General features: G+C 33.8%; 26 protein-coding genes. 17 read left to right on the top strand and 9 right to left on the bottom strand.

All coding sequences use genetic code 11. From position 1 onward, the window contains the following. Nucleotides 1-95 precede the first annotated feature (95 nt). The gene (locus ACUXVC_RS08105) at nt 96-755 is read left to right on the top strand and encodes a ribonuclease H family protein (RefSeq protein WP_000875548.1); all 660 of its coding nucleotides are present in this window, start codon (nt 96-98) and stop codon (nt 753-755) included. A 12-nt stretch (nt 756-767) separates the two neighbouring features. Beyond that, complete coding sequence (locus ACUXVC_RS08110; RefSeq protein ID WP_000358801.1) at nt 768-944, top strand: zinc-finger domain-containing protein; 177 nt, start codon at nt 768-770, stop codon at nt 942-944. A 34-nt stretch (nt 945-978) separates the two neighbouring features. On the opposite strand, the gene ACUXVC_RS08115 is transcribed toward ACUXVC_RS08110, so the two are convergent. Both ACUXVC_RS08115 and cspB read right to left on the bottom strand, forming a co-directional pair. Then, a complete protein-coding gene (locus tag ACUXVC_RS08115) occupies nt 979-1227 on the bottom strand; it encodes a DUF2564 family protein (protein ID WP_000534400.1) in 249 nt (82 codons plus the stop codon). Between the two features lie 119 nt (nt 1228-1346). Then, nucleotides 1347-1544 (bottom strand): cold shock-like protein CspB, encoded by a 198-nt coding sequence (gene cspB / locus ACUXVC_RS08120; RefSeq protein WP_001161731.1) that lies wholly within the window; start codon nt 1542-1544, stop codon nt 1347-1349. 262 nt (nt 1545-1806) lie between these two features. Here cspB and ACUXVC_RS08125 point away from each other — a divergent pair, with 262 nt between their 5' ends. The 8 genes from ACUXVC_RS08125 to ACUXVC_RS08160 all read left to right on the top strand — a co-directional run bounded on the left by ACUXVC_RS08125 (nt 1807) and on the right by ACUXVC_RS08160 (nt 8315). Next, nucleotides 1807-2535: a YqcI/YcgG family protein gene (locus tag ACUXVC_RS08125; protein WP_016513074.1), complete on the top strand. Its 729-nt coding sequence runs from the start codon at nt 1807-1809 to the stop codon at nt 2533-2535. A 14-nt stretch (nt 2536-2549) separates the two neighbouring features. Next, nucleotides 2550-3293: a LysE family transporter gene (locus tag ACUXVC_RS08130; RefSeq protein WP_016513073.1), complete on the top strand. Its 744-nt coding sequence runs from the start codon at nt 2550-2552 to the stop codon at nt 3291-3293. Nucleotides 3294-3312: 19 nt separating this feature from the next. Beyond that, the gene (locus ACUXVC_RS08135; protein WP_000286361.1) at nt 3313-3606 is read left to right on the top strand and encodes a hypothetical protein; all 294 of its coding nucleotides are present in this window, start codon (nt 3313-3315) and stop codon (nt 3604-3606) included. Nucleotides 3607-3684: 78 nt separating this feature from the next. Further along, nucleotides 3685-4314 carry a sterol desaturase family protein gene (locus tag ACUXVC_RS08140; protein WP_065228563.1) on the top strand — a complete coding sequence of 210 codons (630 nt, stop codon included), beginning with the start codon at nt 3685-3687 and terminating at the stop codon, nt 4312-4314. Between the two features lie 222 nt (nt 4315-4536). Beyond that, nucleotides 4537-4878 carry a DUF485 domain-containing protein gene (locus ACUXVC_RS08145; RefSeq protein ID WP_088021865.1) on the top strand — a complete coding sequence of 114 codons (342 nt, stop codon included), beginning with the start codon at nt 4537-4539 and terminating at the stop codon, nt 4876-4878. 2 nt (nt 4879-4880) lie between these two features. Beyond that, nucleotides 4881-6431, top strand: a complete 1551-nt coding sequence (locus tag ACUXVC_RS08150) for a solute symporter family protein (RefSeq protein WP_016082206.1) — start codon at nt 4881-4883, stop codon at nt 6429-6431. 191 nt (nt 6432-6622) lie between these two features. Further along, a complete protein-coding gene (locus ACUXVC_RS08155; protein WP_140155649.1) occupies nt 6623-7972 on the top strand; it encodes an aspartate aminotransferase family protein in 1350 nt (449 codons plus the stop codon). Between the two features lie 64 nt (nt 7973-8036). Next, nucleotides 8037-8315 (top strand): DUF3986 family protein, encoded by a 279-nt coding sequence (locus ACUXVC_RS08160; protein WP_000417068.1) that lies wholly within the window; start codon nt 8037-8039, stop codon nt 8313-8315. A gap of 62 nt (nt 8316-8377) precedes the next feature. Here the strand turns inward: ACUXVC_RS08160 and ACUXVC_RS08165 are convergent, their stop codons facing one another. Then, complete coding sequence (locus ACUXVC_RS08165; RefSeq protein ID WP_000393901.1) at nt 8378-9541, bottom strand: cation:proton antiporter; 1164 nt, start codon at nt 9539-9541, stop codon at nt 8378-8380. Nucleotides 9542-9810: 269 nt separating this feature from the next. On the opposite strand from ACUXVC_RS08165, the gene ACUXVC_RS08170 reads away from it, so the two are divergent. Both ACUXVC_RS08170 and ACUXVC_RS08175 read left to right on the top strand, forming a co-directional pair. Then, on the top strand, nt 9811-10641 hold the full coding sequence (locus ACUXVC_RS08170; RefSeq protein ID WP_053564856.1) for a MerR family transcriptional regulator: 831 nt from the start codon (nt 9811-9813) through the stop codon (nt 10639-10641). A 137-nt stretch (nt 10642-10778) separates the two neighbouring features. Next, nucleotides 10779-12134, top strand: a complete 1356-nt coding sequence (locus ACUXVC_RS08175; RefSeq protein ID WP_098126071.1) for an MATE family efflux transporter — start codon at nt 10779-10781, stop codon at nt 12132-12134. Between the two features lie 34 nt (nt 12135-12168). Here the strand turns inward: ACUXVC_RS08175 and ACUXVC_RS08180 are convergent, their stop codons facing one another. Then, on the bottom strand, nt 12169-12834 hold the full coding sequence (locus tag ACUXVC_RS08180) for a DUF421 domain-containing protein (RefSeq protein WP_000923922.1): 666 nt from the start codon (nt 12832-12834) through the stop codon (nt 12169-12171). 161 nt (nt 12835-12995) lie between these two features. Here ACUXVC_RS08180 and ACUXVC_RS08185 point away from each other — a divergent pair, with 161 nt between their 5' ends. The 5 genes from ACUXVC_RS08185 (at nt 12996) to ACUXVC_RS08205 (ending at nt 16301) form a co-directional block, all read left to right on the top strand. Continuing rightward, nucleotides 12996-13574, top strand: a complete 579-nt coding sequence (locus ACUXVC_RS08185) for a YdcF family protein (RefSeq protein ID WP_016082201.1) — start codon at nt 12996-12998, stop codon at nt 13572-13574. Nucleotides 13575-13722: 148 nt separating this feature from the next. Beyond that, nucleotides 13723-14040: a DUF4870 domain-containing protein gene (locus ACUXVC_RS08190; protein ID WP_000678056.1), complete on the top strand. Its 318-nt coding sequence runs from the start codon at nt 13723-13725 to the stop codon at nt 14038-14040. Nucleotides 14041-14192: 152 nt separating this feature from the next. Continuing rightward, nucleotides 14193-14927, top strand: a complete 735-nt coding sequence (nfsA, locus tag ACUXVC_RS08195) for an oxygen-insensitive NADPH nitroreductase (protein ID WP_088021862.1) — start codon at nt 14193-14195, stop codon at nt 14925-14927. A 215-nt stretch (nt 14928-15142) separates the two neighbouring features. Then, nucleotides 15143-15688 (top strand): sigma-70 family RNA polymerase sigma factor, encoded by a 546-nt coding sequence (locus tag ACUXVC_RS08200; RefSeq protein ID WP_003274080.1) that lies wholly within the window; start codon nt 15143-15145, stop codon nt 15686-15688. Nucleotide 15689: 1 nt separating this feature from the next. Beyond that, nucleotides 15690-16301, top strand: a complete 612-nt coding sequence (locus tag ACUXVC_RS08205) for a flagellar motor switch protein FliG (protein WP_098126963.1) — start codon at nt 15690-15692, stop codon at nt 16299-16301. A gap of 79 nt (nt 16302-16380) precedes the next feature. On the opposite strand, the gene ACUXVC_RS08210 is transcribed toward ACUXVC_RS08205, so the two are convergent. The 5 genes from ACUXVC_RS08210 to ACUXVC_RS08230 all read right to left on the bottom strand — a co-directional run bounded on the left by ACUXVC_RS08210 (nt 16381) and on the right by ACUXVC_RS08230 (nt 20720). Continuing rightward, the gene (locus ACUXVC_RS08210; protein WP_098126965.1) at nt 16381-17106 is read right to left on the bottom strand and encodes a sulfite exporter TauE/SafE family protein; all 726 of its coding nucleotides are present in this window, start codon (nt 17104-17106) and stop codon (nt 16381-16383) included. Nucleotides 17107-17212: 106 nt separating this feature from the next. After that, nucleotides 17213-18433 carry an MFS transporter gene (locus tag ACUXVC_RS08215; RefSeq protein WP_098126967.1) on the bottom strand — a complete coding sequence of 407 codons (1221 nt, stop codon included), beginning with the start codon at nt 18431-18433 and terminating at the stop codon, nt 17213-17215. A 19-nt stretch (nt 18434-18452) separates the two neighbouring features. Then, a complete protein-coding gene (locus ACUXVC_RS08220) occupies nt 18453-18902 on the bottom strand; it encodes an ArsR/SmtB family transcription factor (RefSeq protein ID WP_000459090.1) in 450 nt (149 codons plus the stop codon). A 128-nt stretch (nt 18903-19030) separates the two neighbouring features. After that, on the bottom strand, nt 19031-20245 hold the full coding sequence (locus tag ACUXVC_RS08225) for an MFS transporter (RefSeq protein WP_061660305.1): 1215 nt from the start codon (nt 20243-20245) through the stop codon (nt 19031-19033). Nucleotides 20246-20252: 7 nt separating this feature from the next. After that, on the bottom strand, nt 20253-20720 hold the full coding sequence (locus ACUXVC_RS08230) for a VOC family protein (RefSeq protein WP_375853507.1): 468 nt from the start codon (nt 20718-20720) through the stop codon (nt 20253-20255). Nucleotides 20721-20796: the final 76 nt, after the last annotated feature.

Below are 20796 nucleotides of genomic sequence, written 5' to 3' on the forward strand. Positions count from 1 at the left end.
TATAATGCTGTGACTCTAGATAAAATATAATAAAATAAAGTGAGGCTTCAATTAGCCGGATATATATAAGAAGTCTTACATAAGGGGAATGTAGTATGAAATATAAAATTCATTGGTTGTATAAAACGAAGCGTGGATTGCAGACGGAATTAACAACAGAGTATATGAACATAGAAGAAGTACTTCAATTTGCAGAGGATTTTGAGAAAACAGGAAGAGCTAAGGAACTTTTATTTTACGATGAAATGGACGCAGAATGGTCATTAAAAGAGATGAAAAAGTTAAGTAAGCAAGTAGAGGAAGAGCCCCAAGAAATACTCGTTTATTTTGATGGGGGGTATGATGTGCAAACGAAAGAAGCTGGCGTTGGTATATGTGTGTATTATAAAAAAGGAAATACAAACTACCGCATTCGCCGCAATGCATATATAGAAGGTATATATGATAATAATGAAGCGGAATATGCATCATTATTATACGGTATGAATATACTCGAGGAACTAGGGATTAAGTATGAAGCAGTTACACTTCGCGGAGACTCACAAGTGGTACTGCAGCAATTAGCCGGAGAATGGCCTTGTTACGATGAACATTTAAATCATTATTTAGATCAAATTGAACAAAAGGCGAAGCAAATGAAATTAAAACTTGTATGTGAGCCGATATCTAGAAAACAAAATAAAGAAGCACATCAATTAGCAACGCAAGCATTAGAAGGAACAGTTATTGATAGTCATAAAGAAATAACCGAATAGAGAGGTGCAAAGGTGGATAAAAAGCAACTCATTACAGAGGTAAATGACTTATTAGAAACGTATTGTGAAGGATGTTTCTTGCGAGAACATAATCGAAAGACAAATAGTAAGTATTATGCTCATTCATTTTGTATAAGGCAATGTACAGTTGGAGAAACATTGAAAAAGTATGGAGAACAGTTGTCATAAAAAAACATCCAGAGAAAATTCTCTGGATGTTTTTTTAGTGCTTTGCTTCGTTTAATTGCTGCTCGCATTTGCTTAGTTTCTTTTCCTCGTTCATTAAAAAGGGTTCATCTAAATCTACTGCAACAGATTTCATAATTTCAAGCTGTGAGCGAGCTGCTTCTACTGCAGTAGTAGCATGCTCTAATGTGTCTGGATCCATTGAAATTGTTGCTGATCCTACCATTTTTTGTGCTGTTTCTACACGGAATTTTACTTCTTCAAAATCATTTACTTCCGATCCCATTGATACTGCCTCCTTTGTATATTGCGCATTTCACATAGTTTTTGCTCTGTAAAACGGAAATATACAAAGGAATAATAAAGGAGGTTACCAAGTATGGTAACCTCCTGTTATATGTTGGATTAAAGTTTTACTACGTTAGCAGCTTGAGGTCCGCGGTTACCTTCAGTAATGTCGAAAGATACTTCTTGACCTTCTTCTAAAGCTTTGTAGCCGTCTCCTTGAATAGCAGAGAAATGTACGAATACATCGTCAGCGCCTTCCATTTCGATAAATCCAAAACCTTTTTCGTTGTTAAACCATTTTACTTTTCCTTGCATGTTATAATTCCTCCTAAAAGCGTTTACTATTTTTCATTTAGTGAAATTCATTTAAAAAATAATATAAACTAAAAATGCTATATTCTTGAATATTCTGCTAAATGATTAATTTAAATATACACGAATTGGGAGAATTTAGTCAAGTAAGCGATTTTATTTTTTGTATTTTTAAATAATTTTTCAGTCGAATTTTTAAATAGGTATAGGACAGGCCGAGTATGTAATATTCTTAATTGAATGCTATACATAATGAGGTGAAAGAATGAATAAGTCTTATTTATTAGATAATGAAGGAATAAGAACGAGAACCGACATACCGGATTGGGTTGCAAAAGAATTTGAGATTTTTTCAAGTGTCGTGTTAGAACCAACTTTTCCATGTTATTTCGGTTTAACAGCTTTGAAAAAGAATGAACTTCGTTATTCATTTCTTTCTCATAATGATTGGAGTCATTTGCCGCATACAATGTTATCTTTTTTAGAGTTAATGAAAGAGAGGCCGATTGTAAGAAGGGGCTTTTTTCTTTTTGTAGAACCGGAATGTGAAGAACAATCACTCGAATATTACCGCGATTCTTTTTGGAAAGTGCTACAGTATTTGCATGAAAACGATGAGCAAGCATGGCCAAAGCAAATTCCTGAAGATCCAGACCATTATTTATGGGAATTTTCATTTGGTGGTGAACCAATATTTGCATTTGGAAATGCGCCAGCTTATAAACAACGAAAAACTAGACATTTAGGGAATGCTCTCGTTATTGGATTTCAGCCACGCACTATTTTTGATGGATTAGAGGGAGATCGTCCTAAAGGAGCATATTCAAGACAAATGGTCCGTGAGCGAGTTGAAAAGTGGGATCAATTGCCGAAACATCCTAACATTAGTCATTATGGTGACCCAGAGCATCGTGAATGGAAACAATATTTCATAGGAGACGATGTAGAACCAATAAAAGGGAAATGCCCTTTTCTTCATAAGATAAAAAAGTAAGAGCCATCACCTAGATGGCTCTTTTGTATATTTTGGATAAAAAAGGGTATTTTATTACGAAAGCTAGTCTATTTTTTCAAATTATATCATTAACTAGTAATAAAGAGAGTAGAAAGGATAGAGCGATGTTTGGAGCAATTATACAGCAAATCGTATTAGGTATTTCATTAGCTGCACCAGTAGGGCCGATTAATATTGAAATGTTAAAACGAGGAATTGAACGTGGGTTTTGGCATGCTTGGGTTGTTGGAATTGGTGGAATGACTGCAGATGTTTTATTTATGTTACTCATTTATTTCGGTTTATCTTCTGTGTTTATGTATACATATGTACAAGCCTTCATGTATTGCACGGGTTTTTTCTTGTTATTTTATTTAGGATTTCAAAGTGTAAAACAAGGAATTTTCCACTCGAATATGGAATATAAAAAAGAAGAGGTAGGTGGCCTTAAGCAATCGTTTATGGCAGGATTTTTAATTGCGATATCCAATCCATTAAATCTTGTTTTTTGGTTTGGTATATACGGAAGTACACTTAGCTCATTACTTACGAAGGTAACGAAACAAGAAGCTTTTTTGTACAGTCTTTGCATTATTGCAGGTATTATTTTATGGAATTTAAATATTGCTTTTTCTGTACATTTTGGAAGAACTTTATTAAAACCAAAAGCACTTGGCTACATAACAGCCGGAGCAGGTATTATTTTAGTAGGTTACTCTATACATTTTGCATACAAAGCTTTACAGTTGTTCACATAAGATTGAAGGGGAGATTTTTATGTATCGAACCACTATTGACGGAAAAGAAATTATCATTACGTTAGCGCCAAAAATCCGAAAAGAAATTACTGATAGAAATCCACTATATGAAGCGGTATTTCATAATGCTGCAAGATTGCTACAAACAAAGCAACCGACGTTTGCAGTAAATCATGAAATATTTGGTCTCATTATTGGAGAAGTGCAAAGAGGAGAAGTAACAGTGTTTGCAGTGGAACATATTATTCCGAAGCAAAATATATTTGGACCAAATAATTTTTTCTCGACAATAGAACAGCAGGCAAATTTGTAAAGTGAATAGAATAAGAATAGAAAAGAAATAGTCGTAACGATATGTTGCGGCTGTTTTTTTGGAAAAGGGGGAAACAAGATGAAGAAAGTGGGGAAAGAGTTCTTTTTACAACATGATATCGTTATTATGTATAGCATTCTATTTATTTTCATTATTATTTTAAAAATGCAATTTTTTACGTGGTTTGGGATGTTAGCATGTATGTTTGGGATTGTTTTCTATACACTTAATGAATATATGACACATCGTTTTTTATTCCATATAAAGCCACCTAAAAACACATTTCTATTAAAAATGTTAAGAAGATTGCATTATGATCACCACGTATATCCAGATGATTTAAAACTTTTGTTTTTACCAGTATGGTTTAGTATACCTAGTTTTACTATATATTTACTTGTAGCATATGGTATTACAAAAAGTGTTACTATTACACTTTCATTTGGAATCGGAATGATTATTATGCTGCTCGTTTACGAATGGAAACATTATATTGCCCATAGACCGATTCGTCCCGTCACTAAGTTTGGAAGATGGCTAAAAAAACAACATATATTACACCATTATAAAAACGAAAAGTTTTGGTTTGGTGTTTCAAATCCAGTATTCGATTTTATATTTGGAACACTTAAAGACGGAAAAGATGTTGAGCTAAGCGAAACGGCTCGTAATTTAGAAAAGGAAAAAAAGACAAAAGTAGTGCGTTAAGCACTGCTTTTGTCTTAATGAGGATAAATAAGTAAGGTGTCACTTTATTTTGAAAAAGTATATTAAAAATTTAGGGGAAATTGCCGAAAAATGTCTATCAAAAAATCTTTGCATGAATGCATGGATTGTCTAAAATGAATATAAGTTTCTGAATATTTATAAAATTTAGTCTTTAGGTATGCAAGGGGGAAGTGTATTTCAAGTAAGAGAGGGGATCGGTTAATGAAACGAGACGATACGTCAGCACGTAAGTTGCAAAATGAGGTAAATTATACAGAGGTCGTTCAGTCGGAAGAATTTCAATTGTTATTAAATACGAAAAAGAAGTTTATCATTCCAATGAGTATTTTCTTTTTTAGTTTTTTTATCGCATTACCTATTTTAACGTCGTATTCAAAGGTGCTTAATACACCTGCATTTGGTGACGTTACATGGGCGTGGATATTTGCTTTTTCCCAATTTCTTATGACATGGGCACTATGTATGATTTATAGCAAAAAAGCAGAGTCATTTGATGAAATCTCCCAAAAAATTCTGCAAGATATGCAAAAAGGGAGGGGCTGAACTTGAATACTACTGCGTTTGCACTATTTTTAATTATCGTTCTTGGTACGCTCGTCATAACCTATTTTGCATCGAAAAAAACGAAAAATGCGAGTGAATTTTATACGGCTGGAGGGGGATTAACTGGTTGGCAAAATGGTTTGGCCATCGCTGGAGATTACATGTCTGCTGCTTCATTTCTTGGTATAGCCGGAGCAATCGCATTAACTGGGTTTGATGGATTCTTTTATAGTATCGGTTTTTTAGTTGCTTATTTAGTTGTACTGTATCTTGTTGCAGAACCGCTTAGAAATTTAGGAAAGTACACTTTGGCGGATATGATTGCAGCACGCTTTGATGCGAAAAAAGTTCGCGGAGTTGCAGCTCTTAATACGATGACGATTTCTATCTTTTATATGATTGCACAATTAGTTGGCGCGGGTGCACTTATTAAATTATTATTAGGGATTGAATATACGACATCTGTATTAATCGTTGGAACACTTATGACGGTGTATGTTATTTTTGGAGGGATGACAGCAACAAGCTGGGTACAAATTGTTAAAGCGGTACTACTAATGGCTGGTACGTTTATTATTTCTGTTATCGTTTTCGCAAAGTTTAATTTTAGTGTGACTGAAATGTTTGCACAAATGAAAACAGCTACGCCATTAAAAGATTCGTTTTTAAATCCAGGAGTAAAGTATAAAGTTGGCCTTGATACACTTTCTTTAAATTTAGGACTAGTTCTCGGTACAGCGGGATTACCACATATACTTGTCCGCTTTTTTACAGTACGTGATGCAAAAACAGCACGTCAATCTGTTGTATATGCGACGTGGTTAATTGGTGCGTTTTATATTATGACGATTTTCTTAGGGTTTGGAGCAGCAGCGTTTGTAGGAAATGAGGCAATTATTAAAGCGAATCCAGCGGGTAATATGGCAGCACCTTTATTAGCTAAAGCGTTAGGTGGGGACTTCTTATTTGCTTTCGTATCAGCAATTGCTTTTGCAACGATTTTGGCTGTAGTGGCAGGTCTTGTATTAACAGCAGCATCAGCATTCGCTCATGATTTTTATAATGAAATCATTCGTAAAGGAAAATCAACGGAAAAAGAGCAAGTATCTATGGCTCGTTATGCATCTATTGGAGTAGCGATACTATCTATCATACTTGCATTATTTGCCCAAACATTAAACGTAGCATTTTTAGTATCATTAGCATTTGCAGTTGCAGCGAGTGCAAATCTACCAGTAATTTTATTTACAATATATTGGAAGCGTTTTAATACAACGGGTGCTATTTCGGGTATGATTGTAGGTCTCGTATCAGCAATTGTTCTCGTAGCGTTGAGTCCGAATGTTTGGAACCCTGTAGCTGGAAAAGCTATTTTTGTTGGGGAAGCGTTATTCCCATATACGACACCAGGAATTATTTCAATTCCACTCGGATTTCTTGCAGCATATTTAGGAACGGTTTTATCTAGTAAGAAAGAAGATGCAGCGAAATTTGATGAAATTCTCGTGAAATCTAATACTGGTCATGGCATTAGCGATGCGTCTTCACATTAAATAAAAGAGGAGCTTTTCGATAGATAAGAAAAGCTCTTTTTTCTTTTGTCATTTTCTTGTAAATATTACTGATTTGTAAGTAGGATTTGTCTTAATTTTGTGGAATGAAAATAGCAGGGAGAAATTTAAGTCATCATGGCACCAGCGCAGCTTTTGTGAAAAATAAGTTGTTATGGAAGGTGGAAGTAATGATGAAAACGAAGCAAACTGATGAATTATTAGCAAAAGATGAGCAATATGTTTGGCACGGAATGCGTCCCTTTAGTCCAAATAGTACAATGGTAGGGGCAAAAGCTGAAGGGTGCTGGGTTGAAGACATACAAGGAAAAAGATATTTAGATGGTATGAGTGGCCTTTGGTGTGTGAATAGTGGATATGGAAGAAAAGAGCTCGCAGAAGCGGCTTATAAGCAATTACAAACATTATCATACTTTCCAATGTCACAATCCCATGAGCCAGCTATAAAGCTTGCTGAAAAGTTAAATGAGTGGCTTGGGGGAGAGTATGTTATTTTCTTCTCAAATAGTGGTTCAGAAGCGAACGAAACAGCTTTTAAAATAGCAAGACAATACTATGCTCAAAAAGGTGAACCACATCGTTATAAATTTATGTCACGTTACCGTGGGTATCACGGGAATACAATGGCGACAATGGCAGCGACGGGACAAGCGCAGCGTAGATATCAATATGAGCCGTTTGCTTCAGGTTTTTTACATGTAACACCACCGGATTGTTACCGTATGCCTGAAATTGAAGGGCAGCATATTTATGATGTAGAATGTGTGAAAGAAGTCGATCGTGTTATGACGTGGGAATTAAGTGAAACAATTGCTGCGTTTATTATGGAACCTATTATTACAGGCGGGGGCATATTAATGCCACCACAAGACTATATGAAAGCTGTTCATGAGACGTGTCAAAAACACGGTGCCTTGCTTATTAGTGATGAAGTGATTTGCGGTTTTGGACGTACAGGAAAAGCATTCGGATTTATGAATTATGATGTGAAGCCAGATATTATTACAATGGCAAAAGGTATTACGAGCGCATATTTACCATTATCTGCAACAGCTGTGAAAAAAGAAATATATGAGGCTTTTAAAGGTAAAGGAGAATATGAATTTTTCCGCCATATTAATACATTTGGTGGGAATCCAGCAGCTTGTGCATTAGCACTTAAAAATTTAGAGATTATGGAAAATGAAAATTTAATTGAGCGATCTGCACAAATGGGTTCCCTTTTATTAGAGCAACTAAAAGATGAAATTGGGGAACATCCACTTGTTGGGAATATTAGAGGAAAAGGTCTATTAGTTGGGATTGAATTAGTAAATGATAAAGAGACGAAAGAGCCAATTGATAATGATAAAATAGCAAGTGTTGTAAATGTTTGTAAAGAAAAGGGCTTAATTATAGGACGAAACGGTATGACAACAGCAGGATATAATAACGTTTTAACATTAGCGCCGCCTCTTGTTATTTCAAGTGAAGAGATTGCTTTCGTTGTTGGAACGTTGAAGACAGCGATGGAGCGTATTTAATAAATAGAGAGAGGAGCGAGCTGTAATATAAGGCTCGCTCTTGTTTAGTAGGAGGGGACTTTTAATGGAGAAATATGATCCTAACAAACATTATCACATCGGATATTATGAAGACGGATATGATTTAGAAGTGACGGCGTACAAAAGAATAAATGAACCAGTTTGGGATGCTTATATTCCGCACTATGAGGCAGACGATTTTTATAAGAAAGTGGAGGGAATGAAGCTAGGTAAATATATAGATGATTATGGCATTATGGTGTATTCATTTGGGAATGATATTGATGATGATGAAGCACGAATTATTTTTGAAAAATGGTTAAAAAAGAACGGGATTGTTTAAAGATAAAACAAAAAGGAGATTGCTATCTTATAAAATAGCAATCTCCTTTTATTATAGTAAATTTATTTACTTGCTTTCATTGCTTTATCTTTTGCACCAAAAGTGTATTTTAACATTGGTGGTGTAATCATTGTAGTTAAAATAACGACAATAACGATTGCTGTAAAGTAATCTTGTGCCAATAGACCTGAAGAAAGTCCTGTTCCTGCGATGATAAGTGCAACTTCACCACGAGAAACCATTCCAGCACCGATAATTGCAGAAGACTTAGCGTCAAATCCAGTCATTCGAGCACCGAATCCACAGCCGATTAATTTCGTTAATACAGCGATAACAGTTAATGCTAAGATGAACCAAATTTGATTGCCGATACCGTCAAATGTAATATTCATACCGATACTAACGAAGAATACGGGAACGAACATAGCGTAAGCAATTGGTTCTACTTTCTTTTCTACTTCATGTTTGTAGTTTGTTTGAGAAATTGCAATACCAGCAGCGAAAGCACCGATAATACCAGCAATTCCTAATAATTCGCCGAAATATGCGAATGAGAAACAGATGATAAGAGCCGCGCTCACGATAGACTCAGATACGCGCAGTGGTGATAACCAGCGCATAATCGCAGGAACACCTTTCCATCCGATTAAAATAATAGAAGCGAAGAATACTACTTTCTTCAAGATAACCATTGTTAAGTTAACATCATCAGTACCTAAGAAGCTCATTGCAAATGCTAATAAAATAACAACAAGAATGTCATCAAATACAGCGGCTCCAAGCATCGTCGTACTTTCACGTGTTTTCATTTTACCTAAATCACGAAGTGTTTGTACGGAAATACTAACACTTGTCGCACATAGAAGTAATCCTAAGAATACAGCGTTTCCTTGTTCCATTCCCATCACAAGACCGGAAACGTAACCACCTACGAATGGAAGAATGATACCTCCGAGTGCAACTGCTAAAGAAGAATTACGATTTGCGTTTAATTCTTCTAAGTCTGTTTCAAGTCCAGCCATAAACATTAAAAGAATAACTCCGACATTACTTAATTGAGTTAGAAGCTCTGAATTTTCAATCCAACCTAATACAGCTGGACCGATAACGATACCGACAATTAATTTACCTAGTACAGAAGGTTGACCTAATCTAACACTAAGATCACCAGCAAGCTTTGTACTTAATAAAATAAGTGCAATTTGAAAGAAAAATTCGAATTCCATCTGATCCTCTCCTCGTCATTTTTAATTTTATCATACGATTTCTCGGAATTTGCCTAATGAAAATATGTAAAACCCATTAAACAAAAGGGTCTGATTACAAGTTCTTTTGAACTCGTAATTTGAACCTGTAATTAATATATAATAAAATTTATTAAAAATCAATGAAAAAATAGCAGATTTTCATGATGGAATTTGATTTAGGTATGAAGGGAATGGCTATATAATAAGAAGAAATAAGGCAATATTTTTAATGAATTGGAGAAGGAAACATGTTATTAAATAAACGCTTTACAATTGGAGAAATGGCAAAAATGCATAATATTGCAGAATCTACATTGAGGTATTATGATGAAAAAGGAATTTTTCATCCGTCCATTGTTGATCCTCAAACGAATTATCGTTATTATACAATCGATCAATTTTCACTGTTAGATACGATTAAATTTTTACGCCAGTTAAATATTCCGTTAAAGGAAATTAAGAAATATATTGATGAAAGAAATCCAACATACGCACTCAATTTACTGGAAAAACAACAAGAAATGATGCTGAAGAAACAAAGAGAAATTGAATATGCTTTAGCAAAAATGGAACATAGAATTCATTTAATAAAGAAGGCGACGAAAGCGGAAACCGATCGAATACTTATTAAAAAAATACCAAAAAGAAAAATAACAGCGATTGCAGTGGCGCCGAATACGACAGATGATATGTTTGATTATTATATCCATTCGCTTCAAAAAAATATGAAGCAAATGGATGATAGTCTATTTTCAGGAGATATAGGTGTGACAATTTCCAAAAAAGCATTCATGCAAAAGGAGTTTCAAGCATATAGCAGCGTATTTATTCTTTTGGATTATATGCCTTATCAAGTATATAGTTCAGATTCAATTAAAGCTGGTATGTTTGCGTGCGCTTATCATCATGGATCATATGAAGAAACAGGTGAAACATATAAGAAATTAATGGAATACATTGATCAAGAAGGATACGAAATAAGTGGAGATTCGATTGAGATTGGATTAATTGATTGGTCTGTAACAGAAAATCCAGAGGAGCAAGTAACAGAAATTCAAATTCCAGTAATGAAAAAATAGAGTGTAGGACTTCTATTAATTACAAACCTGCATCAATTCCGATAATTAAATTTCCTATTTTTTTAATTCTCTCTTGACCTTCAAGTTACTTGAAGGTTTAAACTGTGAACAGAGCGTTGAAAAAGGAGCATAATAGTATGGAAGCAACAGAAAAATTAAGAGAAAAACCAGTTAAAAGTTTATTTATTTCTTATTTAATACCAGCCGTTCTAGGAATGGTATTAATGTCAGTGAATATTGTAATTGATGCGATTATGATTAGTAGAGGAGTTGGGGCGAACGGTTTAGCAGGAGTAAACGTGGCTATTCCAGCGTTTTCGATTTTCTTCTCTATTTCATTATGGATCGGGATGGGCGGGGCAACGTTATATTCCATTGCATTAGGTGAAAATAAACGAGAAAGAGCAAGGTCTATTTTTACTCAATCCATGACGGTAGCAGTTGTTATCGTAGGTGTTTTAGCGGCTATTTGTTTATGGAGAATAGAAGATTTAGCGTACTTATTTGGTGCAAATGAAGTGATTTTACCATATGCGTTAGACTATTTACACGTATTACTAACATTTGGAATGATATACGTTTTAGAAAATATTTTAAGTACATTTATACGAAATGATGGAAATCCTAATTTAGCAATGGCTGGTCTTGTTGTAACAGCTGTATTAAATATACTGTTTGACTATATCTTTATTTTTATCTTTGGATGGGGCGTAACAGGTGCTGCTTCAGCGACTATTCTTTCAGCAGCGATTGGTTTCCTTGTATTATTAACTCATTTCTTTAGAAAAAGTAGCATTTTAAAATGGACGAAATTCCATTTTGAATGGGATACTGTCAAACAAATTATGGTGATTGGTTTCCCAAGTTTTACAGCAGAAAGCACAGTTGCAATCGTAACGATTGGTTTTAATATCGCATTTGTTCAATATGCAGGAGAAGTAGGAGTAGCTTCCTATGCGATGGTGAATAGTATTCATGCAATGACATTACTATTATTCTTCGGTGTTGGAGCAGCATTGCAACCAATTGCTAGTTTTCATTACGGGGCAAATTTATCAGAGAGACTTCGTGAAGGATTACAGTTTGCTGTGAAAATTGCAGTTGTCCTCGGAGGCGTTGCGATAATTGTCGGATTATTCTTCGGGAAATATATCATTGATTTATTTGATGTTCAATCTCCAGAATTATTGGAGTTAACCTTAACAGGTATTAGTTTATTCTTTATCCAATACGTATTTTTAGGTTATAACATTGTGTATGGAGAGTACTTCCAATCAGTGCGACAAACGAAGAAATCAGTACTTATTATAATGAGCCGTGGATTACTATTTATCATTCCATTGTTATGGATTATGCCGAAATTATTTGGTATAAATGGGATTTGGCTCGTTATGCCAGTTGCTGAAGTAATGACAGCAATTATCGTATTTACAATGAATCGTATGAAACATCCTGTTCCATTAAATATGGCAGGAGAGAAAGAAGCGATATGATAAAAAATCCCCTTAAGCAATTAAGGGGATTTTCTTATTCTTTTAAACTAATCGCAAAAGATCCATCCGTTTCTTGAACAGAAGCAAAGGCAACGTTTTTAATATTTGTAATTCCTTTTTCTTTTAATTCTTTATATAACCATTTTTCATCTTTATGTATTAACTTTAAGTTATCATATTGAATTTGTGAATCGACGATAAGTGCAATTGGTAATCCAGCATACTTAACATCTATGTTTAAATCTTTTGGAGTTAATGGTACAAGTTCTCTTTTTGGTAAAATACTAATAGCTCCGTTCGCTTCTAAAATGGCGTATTCAATTTCATGAACACTTGGATATCCTGCAACGCGAAGATTAGAAAGTAGTTCGGCAATGGGATATCTACTTTTTTGTAAGTTCTCAAAAATAATATCACCATGTTTAATTAAAATGATAGGGTGTCCGAGAATAAAACGATTTAGTTTGTTGAATAGGCTTAATTTTGTAAGGAGTAAATGTAAACATGTAATAACAACCATACCGAGAAATGCTTGTAAAGCACCAGAGACGGGGATGGCCTGGAAAGCTAAATAAGATAAAAAAATTATAGCCCCAAAATCATGAGGAGTTAGTTGCGCTAACGCGGATTTACCGAGTAACTTAAGCGATAGTAAAAATAAGATGAAAAAGAACGACACGTTACATAAAAAGAGAAGCAATAGAGACACTCCTTCGTGTAAAGTTGTACTTACTATTCCCGAAAGTAATATAAATATTACCTTTCAGAGGATAAATTAGGGTTTATTGGAATTTGTCTGTATACAAACAAATAAATGGATATTATCATGAAGGAAGTAAAAGAAAATAGGAGTATATGAGTATGAGAAAGAAGAGAATAATAAAGTGCATTTTAGTTGTTATAATGATTTGCGCCGTATATGCGGGGTTTTTACAATATCACATTTATAAGCATGGACATATGAATGCAAGTGACGATGCTGAGTACATAATTGTACTAGGATCGAAAGTAAATGGAACGAAACCATCTTATTCATTGCAATATCGTATTGATAAAGCAGCTGAATATTTAAAATCACATGAGAAAACAATCGCTATTGTATCTGGAGGACAAGGAAAAGGTGAAGACATTTCAGAAGCATTAGCAATGAAACAAGGACTAATAAAACAAAACATCGCAGAAGACCGTATTATAATGGAGGACAAATCTACGAGTACAGATGAGAATATTACATTCTCAAAACCGTTAATTCCAGCCGATATGAAAAAAGGTATGATCGTAACAAACGATTTTCATATGTTTAGAGCGAAAAAAATAGCGGCCAAACAAGGCTTACAATTAGAAGGTCTTCCGGCAAAAACACCGAAACCAATCATCATTCCATCGAATGTACGAGAATATTTAGCAATTACACAGTATTGGTTTATGAATCGAATATAGTGAAAGTGATCCCGCCTGAAAATTCAGACGGGATTTAATTTGAGGAAAATCTTACAAATATGTCACGTTAGTGAAAGGTAAAGCGATAGTTTCTAGAATGGTTTCCTGACATAATGAAGGTAACAAAAACTATTTAGAGGTGAATCGGATGAAAGGAAATAATATTTTATCTTCGTTATGTTACTTTAGTATCTTTTTTGCACCATTTTTACTACCAATTATCGTGTACTTTGTTGCAGAAGATGAAGTGAAATATCACGCGAAAAAAGCATTTTGGTCACATGTTTTCCCATACGCAATCTTATTTGGAGGACTAGCAGTATCAGGCATGTACGGTTTAGGTTTTAATCAATCTGACGGTGCTGGAATAGGAATGATTATCACATATGCAGTGTTCATTCTTGTAGGAATTTACTATTTCATTTGGAATATCGTAAAAGGTATTAAAGTGTTGAAAACGGCGTAATAAGACAATGAAAAATTTCATTTACCGTATTCATAGACGTTTTAAAAAAAGAGCAATTCAAAAAAAGAATTGCTCTTTTTGTGCTTATAAGTTGTGAATATTAAAAAAGATGTGTTAATTTTTCATTATGAAGAGAAAAAGGAGTGATTTTCATGAATGAGATAATACATAAGATAGAGCAACACGTTTCAGTTCGTAAATATAAAGAAGAAGCAATTCCGAAAGATGTAGTAGAAAAGATGGTGCACGCTGCGCAACATGCGGCTTCATCACATTTTGTACAGGCGTATTCTGTTATATATGTAACAGATCAAGACCTAAAGGCTAAACTAGCAGAGCTATCCGGAAATCGCCATGTGAAAGACTGCGCAGCATTTTTTGTTTGTTGTGCAGATTTAAAACGACTTGAAATGGCATGTGAAAAACATGGTACAGAAATAAAGCATGAAGGAGTGGAAGACTTTATCGTTGCGACGGTAGATGCTTCACTTTTTGCGCAAAACTTAGCGTTAGCAGCAGAGTCATTAGGATACGGAATTTGCTATATTGGTGGAATTCGTAATAATCCGAGAGAAGTGAGCGAATTGCTTCATTTACCAGATAAAGTATATCCTGTATTCGGAATGACAGTCGGTGTACCAGATGAAGAACATGGAGTTAAACCACGCTTACCGGTAGCAGCGGTTCTTCATGAAAATGGATATGATGAACAAAAATATGATGAATTATTAAACGAATATGATGAAACGATGAGCGCGTATTACAAAGAAAGATCATCAAATCAAAAAAAAGTAACATGGACGGAATCCATGAGTTCGTTTATGTCTAAAGAAAAAAGAATGCATATGAAAGAGTTTTTAAGTGAAAAAGGATTAAATAAGAAGTGAGTAAAGAGGCAAACCTGTGATGCGGGTTTGCCTTTTTTGAAAGGAGAAATACCTAAGATCAGAAAGTTGTCTATTCTTTCTGATCTTAGGTATTTCGTTTGTTATCATATATATAGAAATAAAAGTTAATAAATTTTTACAAAAGTGATAGAAAATGAGAATGAAATACCAATAGTAAGTAAAGGCAGCTGCTAAAGGGGAACTGAGGAAGGAAGATGCATATGATTTTCGATTCTGAAGAGGATTTAATTATAGCTATGAAAAAACATGATCAAGATGCTTTGAAAGAAGTGATTGATCAATATGGAAAATTAATTTTGTACATTATTCATAAATCATTAAGTACCCCTACTGAAAAACAATATGTGGATGATTGTTATAACGATGTATTTACTGTTATTTGGTTTAATATCGACCAATTTGATACAGAAAAGGGAAACTTAAAATCTTGGATGATTGGTATTACTAAATTGAAGGCATTGGAATATAAAAAGAAAGTATATAAAGAGAATAAAATCGATAAGGACGTAGAAATAGATACAAGTGTCCATGATAGGTATGAAATAGAACAAGAAGAAGAGATTATGGAAATTGTTCAAGATTTAAATAAGAAAGATCGATATATCTTTTTAAAGAGGTATATTGATGGATATTCCATTGACGATATTGCAAAAGAATTAAAAGTAACGGCAGATTATATATACAATCGAATTTCTCGTGGGAAGAAAAAACTTCAAAAACTGTGGAAAGGGAGTGTGTAATATGGATAAAAGATTATTATCGATGTTAAATGAGCTCCAATATTCAGAGGAAGAAATTACACGTTTAGAGAAAGAAGCAAATGAGTCTATCAATATAGATAAGTATTATGTGAAAAACGGGGAGTTATTGAAGAAATTAACGGTGCAAATGTTAGAAGAATCAGTTCGGAAAGAGTTGCAAGAAGGAGAGGAAATACAATGCGAAATATTAGTGGAAGAAGGAAGTCTTGTAAATTCTAAAGTTATACCTAATATATTAACCACAGGTGCTACATTTTATTATTACATTGTTTTAACTAATACAAGGTTACAAATTATAGCGTTAGATTGTTATTTTAAAAAGTTAAATGAATACAGTGTATTAGTAAACTCAATTCAAGCAGTTTCGCAACATAAAAAAATGAAAAATGTATATGGAATTAAAATAAATAACAATTATATACAATTAGGAAGTAAGGAGTATAATCAAGAATTAACAGTTTTAATTGGAAAGCTAAAACAATGTGGAGTGAAAGAAGAGAGATATAAAGATTTCGAAAAAAGTTGGATGACTTTTTTCAATGTGTTTGTAATAGCGATAGCTGGGCTTCTAGTTTTAAAATATTTAATGTGAAAATAAAAAGCGGCATAATAGCCGCTTTTTATCGTTTGGTTAGTATTTTATTTATGATTTTGTATTTTGAAAAACTTACTTATAATAAATGCAAACTTTCAATAAGAAGATACATACCCGTGCAACTTAAAAGGATGTACGTAAATATTTTGAAAATCCGTTGATTAAGCCATTTGAAAATAATTTGCCCTATATACAAACCTAGAAATACAATTGGAATAGCGTAAAAACTTGATTCCCAAATTGTTTTGTTTGTGCCAGTAAAGAGTATTTGAGTTAGTAGGCTAATGAAATATATAAACAGATAAAAAGCTAATGTAGTTGCTCTTAACTTCTCTTTTTCAGTATCAGTTCCTGTAAAATAAAGTAATAGGGGAGGACCTGGCATGCCGATACTTGTCGTTAAAAGACCGGATAATCCGCCCACTAAGAAATCTCTAGATTTTGTTGATTTAATCTTAAAGTTGCATATTAGCATCAACGTTAATAGTAAAAGCAGGATGCTAATTGCTAATTTAAAAGTGTTGATGTTAATGGAAGTGAAAATGAAAATGCCAAAAGGAACACCAACTATACTTCCAAAAATAAACCTTTTCAGTAGTATAAAATCAATATCCATTCTTATTTTCCAAATGAGTGATATGGAAATAATTAATGATAAAATGATATTTATTTGTATAGCTTCTTGTGGTAGAAATAACATGAGTAAGAAAGGTGTTGCCATAATAGAAAAGCCAAAACCTGTACTTGTTTGTAAAATAGAAGCTACTAATATAATACATATGAAAATGAATATAATTTCCAAAATAGCCCCCCTACATAATCAAATTTAATAAATATTTTAACATAAAGTGAAACTTTAATCAGTGGGGGGCTTACTGCACGGCAAATAGCCGCTTTTTATGTTGCATTTAATATTCTAATGATGATCCTGTAGTTTTAAAGTATTTTTCTCGTGAAGGAGTCATTACCCGGATTGCTAATAAACAGGAAAGGAAAAGAATGAGTAACGAGCTACTTATTACAGTAAATTGAACGGAAAGAAATTGTGCGGATGCCCCAATTGCTAAAACGAAAAAGATTTGGATGAAATTTTTTATGGAATCAAACACGCTATCGATACGTCCTATCATATATATAGGGATGTTATTTTGATAAAATGTTATAAAGCCAGTACCAGCAAATGATGAAGAAATACCAAGTAAAATGAAACCACCTGCTGCGACTATAAATGAATTTGAAAAGGCGAAAATTACATAGCCTATTGCTGTGAAAATCATACCTAATCCGATACAATATTGAATTGGTAATCGTTTGGCAAAGAGAGAGACGAGAAATGAACCGGAAACGTAAGCAGCGCCAGTTATACTAACAAGCATACTGTATTCTATATCGGTTAAAAACAGTACTTGCCTCGTAAAAACAACTTCTTGTGAATCGAGTGCCATAGAAACAAGCATAGTCGCTTGAAATAAAACGAATATGAGAATAATGTACGTTTCTGTTCGAGCGAACGAAAAAACTTGTTTCCAATCACTTCGTAATGTTTGTACGAAAGTATTTGCAACTTCTTCGTTTTGCTTTGTTTGTAATGTAATGTTTGGCAAGAAGTAAATGAGAATGGTAGAAAGTAGAAATGAAAGTGAGTTGCAGTAAATAACAAAGGCTGCTGAGTACGTGGTGAGAAGTATTCCAGCAAGAGCTGGACCGATAATAAAAGCCCCGTTTGTACATAGGCTATTCCATGCATTAAATTGAGCGCGCTCTTCAGCTCGTATGAGCATTGTTTTATAAGTAAATGAAGCTGGATCGAAAAATGATGTAGCGATGCGAGTTAAAAAGATGAACATATAAATGGCCCAAATAGAATCAAATAATGGAATACAGCCAATGAGAGCTGCTCGAATTATATCTGTGATGAGCATAATGGACCGTTTGTTTAATCGATCTACTATACTACCAGACCATATTTTTGTAACAACAGTGGCGATTGGACCAACAATCCATAATCCTGCTACAGCAGCAGGTGAGTTTGTGCTATTTAACACCATTAAGTTTAGAGCGATGAGATACATAAAATCACCTAAACGAGAAATTCCTGTTCCCGACAATAATAATAATTTATTTTTCATGAATAAATGGCCCTTTCTTTCATTGTTTTTTAATCCTGCAGGAAATAGCGTATTCCTTTTCAGAGTTTGATTGACGAGCGGTTTTGTTTTCCCAGCGTAATAAAACTTGTGTAATCTCCCAAGTAAGCTGTTGTAATTCCTCTGGAGTTAAAAATAAATGAGATACAATATGACTACCTGTATTCGTTCCTTCTGTGCCGCTTTCTTCAATATAGAAATGAGCAGCTTTTGCTTTATAATATTTTTCAATAATCCCTCGTTTTTCCTTCGTTTCTACTAATTCAAGCAACCCTCCATCATATAAAATTTGAACGTGATAATGTACGCTTCCAGCAGATTTATTTAGTTTAGTAGCAACTTGTTTTGCAGTAAGTGCTTCATCTTTTAAAAGGTGAAGAATTTGAATGCGAGTTGCATTGGAAATGAGCTTCTGCTGCTCAGCTGAAATAGTAAGTCTATCGTCAAACATTATGGCACCCCTTTTCTTATAATCTAAATTTATTGTACATTCTAAAAAATTAGAACGTAAGGAAAATAAATCGTCTTTTTCCTCTGTATTTCGACATAAATAAAAATAGCATGTTTATAAACATGCTATTAAGTAGAAGGAGATTCTTCATTAAATTCCCCGCGATAAAACAAGAACAGCCATATAAAACTTACAAAAATACAACATATAGCTAATAAACTGCCAATCATTTGAGGAGAAAGAATTTCTAACAGCCCTCCTGTAAAAAACATCGATAACTGAATAAGAGATCCGTAAATAGAATAATGGAATGAAAAAACTTTACCTATCATATTTTCGTGTGTGTAAGTTTGAAGTAATGTCGTATCAAGTGGAACGATAATTCCTCCTGCTATACGCATACAGAATAAAGTAATGATACCGATAATAAGTTGATCGGATAGAATGAATCCGAGAAAGAAAATTCCTTGTAATAAGTAGGCCCAACCGAATACTTTTTTCATTTTTTCTTTATTATGGGATATATAAAGATTAACGAGAAGGCTTCCTATCATAAGTCCAGCCCCTTGAACCGTATATAAAATCCCAATGTTCGTATGGAAAATTTTTTCGGCATAGATCGTTAGAAGTAGTTGATAAGCGCCTCCAATAATCCCCCATGAAATGCCGACAAGAATTAATGTTAAAATGATTTTTGTTTGTAATATGTATGTATAACCACCTTTTATATCAGTGAAAAATGCTTTGTTCTTGTTACAAGTATCATGAGCAGGAATACTCATATTATAAATAAAATAGGCTGAAAGAAAGTATGATAGGCTATTTACTAAAAAAGCGAACTCAATATGTAAAGATTGTGCAATTACTCCGCCCAAAGAAGCCCCCATAATAGACATAAAACCATTAATTGTACTAGAAAGAGAGTTAGCAGTTACGAAATGATTTTGGTGTACGATATTTTTTAGGGTTGCTTGTTTAGCCGGTTCAAATAAACAAGCAAGTACAGATAAACATATATTAGCAATGAAAATAATCTCAATTTTATAGCCTGCGAGTAAGTATGTAAGGACTAGAATTCCCCGTGTAATATCGGTAAAAATCATAATATTCTTTTTAGAGAAACAATCTACAATTCCGCCTATGAATGGACTAAGAAGAAGCTGTGGTAAACTTTTACTTATAAAAGTAAGTGCGATCATAAACGGCGATTCCGTTATGCTGTAGACAAATGTTAATAAAGCTACCGTATGGAACCAATCCCCAAGTACACTTAATGTTTGCCCATAAAATAGTTTATTGAAGTTTTTATTTGTTTTAAGAAGTGTGGAATAAGAAACCGACATAAATAGATTACTCCTTATGTAATGACGATGTTTGAATTTGTTCTTTCCACTTACTTAAATACACTTTTTCCGCTGTAGGAAGTCCAACAGGTAATTGTGCAATCAATTCTAAACTATTTCCATCAGGGTCGTTAAAGTATACGGCTGCATGTGCTAATTCCGGAAAAACAATCGGTTCAATTGGTTCCATTCCAAAGTCTTTTCGTGCTGAAATTCCTTTTTGATTTAGCCAATGAATCGCATTTTCTAAATCATGTAAACTTACTCGAAAAGCGATATGTCGTAAAGAGGGGTGATAATTCACTTTGTATTCTGTGCCTTCCCAAAGGCCGAGCCAACTCTCATTTTCTTTAATCCAAAAGAAAGCAATATTATCTCCTCGTTTATATAATTTTAGCCCTAGTGATTCATAAAAAGGTATTGATACTTTTAAGTTGCGGACAGGTAAATGTGCTTCGTAAAGACCTCTAATCATTGTAATCCCCCTTAGTAAAAATGTTTCTTATTCCATAGTAAACAATATGTTGCTAGTTGAAATCGCAAATAAGAGG

Source organism: Bacillus sp. N6, from assembly GCF_052805735.1.